Genomic DNA, 7,225 nt, shown 5'->3' with positions numbered 1-7,225 from the left:
GGGAACTGCCAGGCTTTAATTTAGCATTGTGTAGCGACAGAAAAGCAACATAAGGCACTAGTGGTAGCGAGTAGGACAACTCCGTCGGGAACGGATTTGAATGTCGCGAGCAGCGATAGTCCGAAGGACGAATGGCAGAAAGGTCATTTGTAAACTGCCCTGATTGGCATTGAAATTTTATGTTGTGGTAACAACATAAAGAACAAGAAATTCGGTGGTGCGGTAGTTCAGTTGGTTAGAATACCGGCCTGTCACGCCGGGGGTCGCGGGTTCGAGCCCCGTCCGCACCGCCACCTTAATTTAGGGGCGTAGTTCAATTGGTAGAGCACCGGTCTCCAAAACCGGGTGTTGGGAGTTCGAGTCTCTCCGCCCCTGCCAATTATAAGCTGAGTAGCAACGAAGGTAGTTTATAATATTGGTGATCCATATATGCTACTTGGGTCAGATTATTGATAAGGCGCTGGCTTTTTGGTCAGCGCCTTTTTCTTAATGGGATTTTGTAAGAAAAACGGATTCGCCGTTACACTAAAAATCCCTTATGTGAACCTTTTCTCTATAAATGATCTTACTTGGAAAATTTGTTCCCAAATATTGTCTGGTTTGTAAAGCCAATATTGCCATCGATTTGAATTCATCATTGATGTTGTTATATGTTTTTCAGTTAGATAATTTTTTCTCAATATTATTCGATCTTATAGCAATAAAACCTTTCTTTCTAATTATCTATTATCAAAGGGAATTCTTATAGATAACTTTTTAGACTTTTTGGCAATTTTCATACTAGTTAACCTTATATCTTGATTATCACTTTTGCAGAGCGATAATCCCCTGACTGATCATCAGGGATGCTGTTGTGAGTTTGTTATCATTAACCTGAACTTTAGAGTTGTCATTCAATAAAGTTCGTAGTTCAGAGTAAACTACAACAGCATAGCCTCTTTATCGCTTTTAAGATTGAACGGTATCTTGTGCCTTGAGCATCTATTTTATAAGTCTAATCATGGCGATATCTCCTATGTCTCTGACAAAGAGGATAAACTTATATGACCAATTGAAAAATATTTCTCAGATAGAACATTCAAGACTTCGAAGCATAGTCAGCTTTTTGTTGGAAGTTGTATCGGATTTAATTGCGTATACATTCCAACCGAAAAAGCCGAGCTTAAATTTACGTGATTCTGAAATTGCTATCCTTAAGCAAAGCTGAGATTAGTTAAAATCCTTCTGAACTAAGTGTCTAGAGGATATGTACGAATGGATCTTAGTTAATATTTTGATTGTGAAAGTTTTCTTCTTAGAAAAAGCTCGGTTTGAAGGAAAGGATACCTGAAACGATAAGGTAGGAACACTACGTCTGATTCAGGTCACAGTTTCAAACTATACGTAAGGATTACTTGGGTAAGTAGGGCGCTATATGTGGGAAGATGGCAAAAGTAATCCCACTTTATGCTCGATCTAAGATTTCTTTCTCCCTTACTATTTTCACTCTTGTTTTCGTATAGTATTGCTATCCATAAATTTTGCAGAACATATACTTGCTAATTAAATGATTTATATGGATGCTTCTTAATCTCTTGTAGAAGTATTGATGATAGGTATTTTTAATAGCTGCTGAATCAATGCTTGTTGATCGTTGTTCTGTAGCCATATAGCGTATAATGGGCGTTCAATTAGTTCAGTATTTGGGTAAGAGACAAGTTTTGAATATTCGTTTTGCCAGTGTATTGGTAGGAATGCGGCTCCTCTGACACTGTTGAGCAGCTGGCGAGCTATATGTGCAGAAGTGGTTGTAATGATGGGCAATTGTTCACTTTTTAAAATCCGTTGTTCTTGGTGATGGAAATCAGCTCCCCATTCTAATTTGATGTAGTTTTCAACTTGGTATTGCAGATTTTCTTCCGTCGTTAATAATTTCAGGCAAATATTCCCTAATAACAAGCTTTGGAATTCATCCATTTTAGGTGGTTCAGTCGTTATTAGTAGATCTAACTCACGCGAATGAAGTTGTTTAACAAGGGATTGCCGCGTAGAAACCCGGGATTCTAATCTTAGTTCCTGATGTCTTTTATAGAAATCTTGTAGCCAAGGGGTTAAATATGCTTCCCATAATGATGCGGTAGCGCCAATTGTCAATTCAGTATGTTGAGATGCATGTGTTATCTCTTTTTTAGCCAATTGCCAGGTATTCATCAGTGATTCTGCATACGGCACAAGGCGTTCGCCAGCGGCTGTAAGACGGATGTTATTGCGATGACGCGTGAAAAGATTAGCACCTAATTGGTTTTCTAATTGGCGTATGCGAAAGCTGACTGCTGACTGTGTCAGGTATAGTGATTCGGCTGCCCGACCAAAGTGACGAGTTTTACTGACCTCCAGAAAGGTTTTCAGTAATTCGGTGTCCACATGTTTCTCCAATAATTTTTATCGTTAAGATTTAAATGTTTTGTTTTACAGAATGCCAGGCCTATCTAATACTCCGCGCCATAATTAGCATGATAGTAACAGTAATAGAATTAGGAGTGTGTCAGATGGCCGAAAGCTTCATCACGACTAATCGTTTTTTTGATAACAAACATTATCCTCGCGGGTTTTCCCGCCATGGCGATTTCACCATTAAAGAGGCGCAATTGCTAGAGCGTCATGGTTATGCGTTCAATGAGTTAGATCTCGGTAAACGTGAGCCTCAAACAGAAATAGAAAAACTGTTTGTTGCTGTTTGCCGGGGTGAACGTAAGCCTGTGACGATGGAAGAAAAAGTATGGACCAAATATTTGGCAAGGATTAGTCGTCCAAAACGTTTCCATACCCTGTCAGGTGGTAAGCCTCAGGTTGATTCTTCTGATGACTATACCGACACTGATGATTAATATCATCACAAGTTATTAGTACAGGGGCTTTGCCCCTTTTTTCATTTTTAACCTGATTGTTTTTGTAACTGTATTAATAGTCTGTCCATACTACGGTAGCTTAAGGCTTCCATAATATGTAGTTTTTCTATCTCTTTTTTTCCTTCTAAGTCGGCGAGTGTCCGGGATGTCCTCAGAATTCGATGCCATGCCCGGATGGAAAGTCCTAACTTTGTTAGTGTTTCTTCCAGAAACACGGCATCGTTAGGTTTGAGCTTACAAAATGTTTCTGTCTCTTTACTATTCAGATGAGCATTAATTTTTCCACAGCGTTTCAATTGTATTTTTCGTGCTGTCAGTACTCTTAATTTCACATCTTTGCTGCTTTCGCTTGATCTAATTGGGCTACTCAATGTTCCAATGGGTAACAGAGGAACTTCAATTGAGAGATCAAAACGATCTAAAAAAGGCCCGGAAAGTTTTGCCAGGTATCGAAGTATTTGCTGAGGATTACTTCGATTGTGAATTCCTTGATGATGGCCTGTAGGGCTGGGATTCATTGCTGCTATTAATTGAACCTGAGCAGGAAAACAAACTTTTGCTCTGGCTCTGGATATGATTATTTCCCCTGACTCCAGTGGTTCTCTGAGGGCATCAAGGACTCTGCGTTCAAATTCAGGAAGTTCATCCAGAAACAGCACACCGTTGTGAGCAAGTGATATTTCACCGGGTTTAGGAAGTCCACCACCACCAACTAGCGCTGCCATTGAAGAACTGTGATGAGGTGCTCTGAATGGGCGTGTATGCCATTGTTCTGGTGGAAGGTAGGTATCTACCAGGCTATTGATAGCGGCAACCTCAAGGGCTTCTTTGTTTGTTAATGGCGGTAATAAACTGCATAGGCGGCTTGCTAGCATCGTTTTTCCTGTCCCTGGAGGGCCCAGTAGTAAAAGATTATGTCCGCCTGCTGCTGCGATTTCCAGTGTGCGTTTTGCTTGTTCCTGACCAATAATATCCTGAAGATCCGGTTGTGATTGTTCTGTTGAAAACTCATGCCGGATTGTTGTTGTCAGCAGTTGTTTTTCTCCTTGAAGAAAGTGGCAGATATGCAAGAGGTGTTCTGCCATTAACGTTGCATCCTGAGATAAGATTGCTAACTCTGTTCCGTTTTCTGTCGATAGAATAAGTTGCCTGCCTGCGTCTCCCGCGCTTAGCGCAGCTGGAATTGCACCATTAACTCTCCGTAAGCTCCCGGATAGCGCGAGTTCACCAAGAAATTCATAACGGTTCAGTTTATCGGTAGGTATTTGTTCTGAAGCTGCCAGAATAGCGATAGCAATCGGCAAATCATAACGGCCACCTTCTTTGGGAAGGTCTGCTGGTGCAAGATTGACGGTGATTCTTTTAGGCGGATAGGTAAACCCGCTGTTGATCAACGCGCTTCTGACACGATCTCTTGCTTCTTTTACGGCTGTTTCAGGCAAACCAACCAGAGTCAATCCAGGTAAGCCATTACTAATATGCGCTTCAACAGTAACAATGGGGGCATGAATACCTATAGTCGCTCTGGTATAAATAACAGCGAGGGCCATCCTATTCTCCTTAGTAAGAAAACGCATATGATGGGCTGAAATGAGATAATAAATAGTGTCTTATTATTTTTTTGCGAGACGGCTCTAAGAAATATTCTACTAGGTGGTTAAAAGAATTGTTTTCTTAAATTTTCGTTAGATGATTTTTATTTAAATTAATTGATGTTTATTTGTTTTATATCCGTAATTTTAATCATATAATTTATTTTTCGTATTGTTGTTATGATGAATTTTTATTATTTTTTTGGTGTTTTGATATTGGTTTTTTATTTATTTTGAATTCAAGTTTATATATGTTTTCACAGTAGATTAAATTAGTGTTTTATATGTTTTTGCTTTATTTCTTAACTGGGGATTTTGTCACCCAGGTGATTAATAATAAGATCTTTACTTGGTTTTAGTTGAATGATTTGTTTTATTTGTTATTTATTAATGTGATATATTGTTTTTATATAATAATCTGGATTTTATCACCTAAATTTAATTCATTTATGGGAAAATAATCTAATTGAAAAATATCTTTTTGAAAATAAACAACATTTTTTCATGTCGAGGAATAAAACAAAATAAAAGTTGTCAAGCTGTGAAGAACGTGATAACTCTTAAATATAGATTAAACAAACGAGTTAAAACGACCAAGATTATGAATATATTTGTCCAAGTGATTAGCCTAATTATAGTCAGCGTGGTGGTGATTATTATCCCACCGTGCGGGGCTGCACTTGGACGAAGAAAGGCTTAGAAGAACAGCCAGATCTCTCGAAGACCCCCGCACCGAAAGGCGCGGGGGTTTTTTTTCGGCAAGCAAAATCAGATAGAGACGGAAACATACAACAGAACAAAATCTGGTCTCACAGGGTAAACACAGGGGATATGAAAATGAACGGGGCGCAGTGGGTTGTAAAAGCATTACGAACGCAGGGTGTTGATAAGGTTTTCGGCTACCCTGGTGGTGCGATCATGCCGGTTTATGATGCTTTGTACGATGGTGGTGTGGAGCACTTACTTTGTCGGCATGAACAGGGTGCAGTTATGGCTGCAATCGGTTATGCGAGAGCCAGTGGTAAGCCGGGAGTTTGTATCGTTACATCGGGACCGGGAGCAACAAACTTAATCACTGGATTAGCCGATGCGTTGTTAGATTCTGTTCCTGTTGTTGCTATCACTGGTCAGGTTGGTTCTGAATTGATTGGAACTGATGCCTTTCAGGAAGTCGATGTTTTAGGTCTCTCCCTTGCTTGTACTAAACACAGTTTCTTAGTGGACTCACTGGAAAATTTACCCCAAATTATGGCGGAAGCCTTTTCTATTGCCACTAGTGGTCGACCTGGCCCAGTTTTGATTGATATTCCTAAAGATATTCAGCTGAAAGAGGGGAATTTGGTACCACATTTGGTACCCGTTGAGCAAAAGGAGCCCTGCTCGGAAAGTGAATTAGAACAAGCCCGGAAGATGATTGCGGCTGCGGCAAAGCCAGTGTTGTATGTCGGTGGTGGAGTAGGGATGTCTCAAGCAGTTTCTGTTCTGCGAGATTTTGTTGTGGAAACAGGTATACCGGCTGTTTCTACGTTGAAAGGTTTGGGAGCTGCCGATTCAGAACATCCGTGCTATCTGGGAATGCTTGGGATGCATGGTTCGAAAGCGGCCAATCTTGCTGTCCAGTCATGTGATTTACTGATTGCTGTAGGTGCTCGTTTTGATGATCGTGTGACTGGCAAACTCAATACTTTTGCGCCGAATGCAAAAATCATTCATCTGGATATCGATCCAGCAGAATTGGGTAAATTATGTCAGGCTCATGTGTCGTTACTGGGGGATGTGAAGGCATTATTGCCTCGTTTGCAGCAACCGTTGTCAATTATGCCTTGGCAACAGGAAGTTAAGTATCTGAAAGCTGAATATCCTTGGTGTTATGACCATCAAGGAGAGCGTATCTATGCGCCTTGGTTATTGAAGCAAGTTTCAGATCGTAAAACATTTAATACGGTTATTACTACCGATGTTGGGCAGCATCAAATGTGGACAGCTCAGCATATGACTTTTGATGGACCTGAAAATTTCATTACATCGAGTGGATTGGGCTCAATGGGATTTGGTATCCCTGCTGCGATTGGTGCTCAGATTGCTCGACCGGAAGATATGGTGATCTGTGTATCTGGAGATGGTTCTTTTATGATGAATGTTCAAGAATTGGGGACAATTAAACGCAAGCAATTACCAGTAAAAATTTTGTTGTTGGATAACCAGCGATTGGGAATGGTGCGGCAATGGCAGGAACTGTTCTTTGATAAGCGATATAGCGAAACGACGTTAACAGATAACCCTGATTTTGTCACATTAGCAAAAGCTTTTGATATTCCGGGGCAACATATCACTGAGAAATCACAGATTGATGAAGCGCTAAATGCATTATTCACTAGTAAGGGCCCTTATTTATTACAGGTATCCATTGAAGAATTAGAGAACGTTTGGCCGTTAGTCCCTCCCGGTGCAAGCAATGAAACTATGTTGGAGAAATCATTATGATGCAGCATCAACTTGCAATCCATGCTCGTTTCCGTCCTGAAATATTAGAGCGTATCTTACGGGTAACGCGTCATCGTGGATTTCAGATATGTTCAATGAATATGGATCAAACAATGGATGGCGATAATGTTAATATCGAATTAATTGTTGCCAGCCAAAAACCGGTTAATTTGTTGTCTTCACAATTGACTAAATTAGTGGATGTCGCTGGCGTCAAGATCCTGCAAAAAAAATCACAACTCATACGTGCATAACGTAGAA

Annotated in this window: 6 protein-coding genes, 2 tRNA genes and 1 pseudogene; 7 read left to right on the top strand and 2 right to left on the bottom strand. The window is 40.3% G+C overall.

The annotated features are described in order from the left end of the window. Positions 1-216: 216 nt before the first annotated feature. The 3 genes and pseudogenes from KZ793_RS20520 to KZ793_RS23095 all read left to right on the top strand — a co-directional run. Positions 217-293, top strand: a tRNA-Asp gene (locus KZ793_RS20520). Between the two features lie 9 nt (positions 294-302). Beyond that, positions 303-378: transfer RNA gene (locus KZ793_RS20515), tRNA-Trp, on the top strand. A 667-nt stretch (positions 379-1,045) separates the two neighbouring features. Further along, positions 1,046-1,207: pseudogene (locus KZ793_RS23095) on the top strand (IS982 family transposase); the annotation flags it as partial. A 359-nt stretch (positions 1,208-1,566) separates the two neighbouring features. Here KZ793_RS23095 and hdfR read toward each other — a convergent pair. Next, a complete protein-coding gene (hdfR, locus tag KZ793_RS20505) occupies positions 1,567-2,403 on the bottom strand; it encodes an HTH-type transcriptional regulator HdfR (RefSeq protein WP_225817015.1) in 837 nt (278 codons plus the stop codon). Positions 2,404-2,528: 125 nt separating this feature from the next. Here hdfR and KZ793_RS20500 point away from each other — a divergent pair, with 125 nt between their 5' ends. Next, positions 2,529-2,867 carry a DUF413 domain-containing protein gene (locus KZ793_RS20500; RefSeq protein WP_118987503.1) on the top strand — a complete coding sequence of 113 codons (339 nt, stop codon included), beginning with the start codon at positions 2,529-2,531 and terminating at the stop codon, positions 2,865-2,867. A gap of 47 nt (positions 2,868-2,914) precedes the next feature. Here the strand turns inward: KZ793_RS20500 and KZ793_RS20495 are convergent, their stop codons facing one another. Next, positions 2,915-4,438, bottom strand: a complete 1,524-nt coding sequence (locus tag KZ793_RS20495) for a YifB family Mg chelatase-like AAA ATPase (protein WP_225817014.1) — start codon at positions 4,436-4,438, stop codon at positions 2,915-2,917. 643 nt (positions 4,439-5,081) lie between these two features. Between KZ793_RS20495 and ilvL the strand changes: the two genes are divergently transcribed. The 3 genes from ilvL (at position 5,082) to ilvM (ending at position 7,218) form a co-directional block, all read left to right on the top strand. Beyond that, on the top strand, positions 5,082-5,180 hold the full coding sequence (gene ilvL, locus KZ793_RS20490) for an ilv operon leader peptide (protein ID WP_118987509.1): 99 nt from the start codon (positions 5,082-5,084) through the stop codon (positions 5,178-5,180). A gap of 137 nt (positions 5,181-5,317) precedes the next feature. Next, entirely contained in the window at positions 5,318-6,964 is a 1,647-nt protein-coding gene (ilvG, locus tag KZ793_RS20485) for an acetolactate synthase 2 catalytic subunit (protein WP_225817013.1), read from the top strand. Next, entirely contained in the window at positions 6,961-7,218 is a 258-nt protein-coding gene (ilvM, locus tag KZ793_RS20480) for an acetolactate synthase 2 small subunit (RefSeq protein WP_225817012.1), read from the top strand. The genes ilvG and ilvM overlap by 4 nt, the downstream gene beginning before the upstream one ends. Positions 7,219-7,225: the final 7 nt, after the last annotated feature.

This window comes from Photorhabdus antumapuensis (genome assembly GCF_020387775.1).
Taxonomy (GTDB): Bacteria; Pseudomonadota; Gammaproteobacteria; order Enterobacterales; family Enterobacteriaceae; genus Photorhabdus; species Photorhabdus antumapuensis.
This window is presented reverse-complemented; position numbering and strand designations above follow the sequence as displayed.

Coding starts and splice junctions, on each gene's coding strand:
- KZ793_RS20500 (WP_118987503.1), top strand. CDS start 2,529: ATGGCCGAAAGCTTCATCACGACTAATCGTTTTTTTGATAACAAACAT.
- KZ793_RS20495 (WP_225817014.1), bottom strand. CDS start 4,438: ATGGCCCTCGCTGTTATTTATACCAGAGCGACTATAGGTATTCATGCC.
- ilvL (WP_118987509.1), top strand. CDS start 5,082: ATGAATATATTTGTCCAAGTGATTAGCCTAATTATAGTCAGCGTGGTG.
- ilvG (WP_225817013.1), top strand. CDS start 5,318: ATGAACGGGGCGCAGTGGGTTGTAAAAGCATTACGAACGCAGGGTGTT.
- ilvM (WP_225817012.1), top strand. CDS start 6,961: ATGATGCAGCATCAACTTGCAATCCATGCTCGTTTCCGTCCTGAAATA.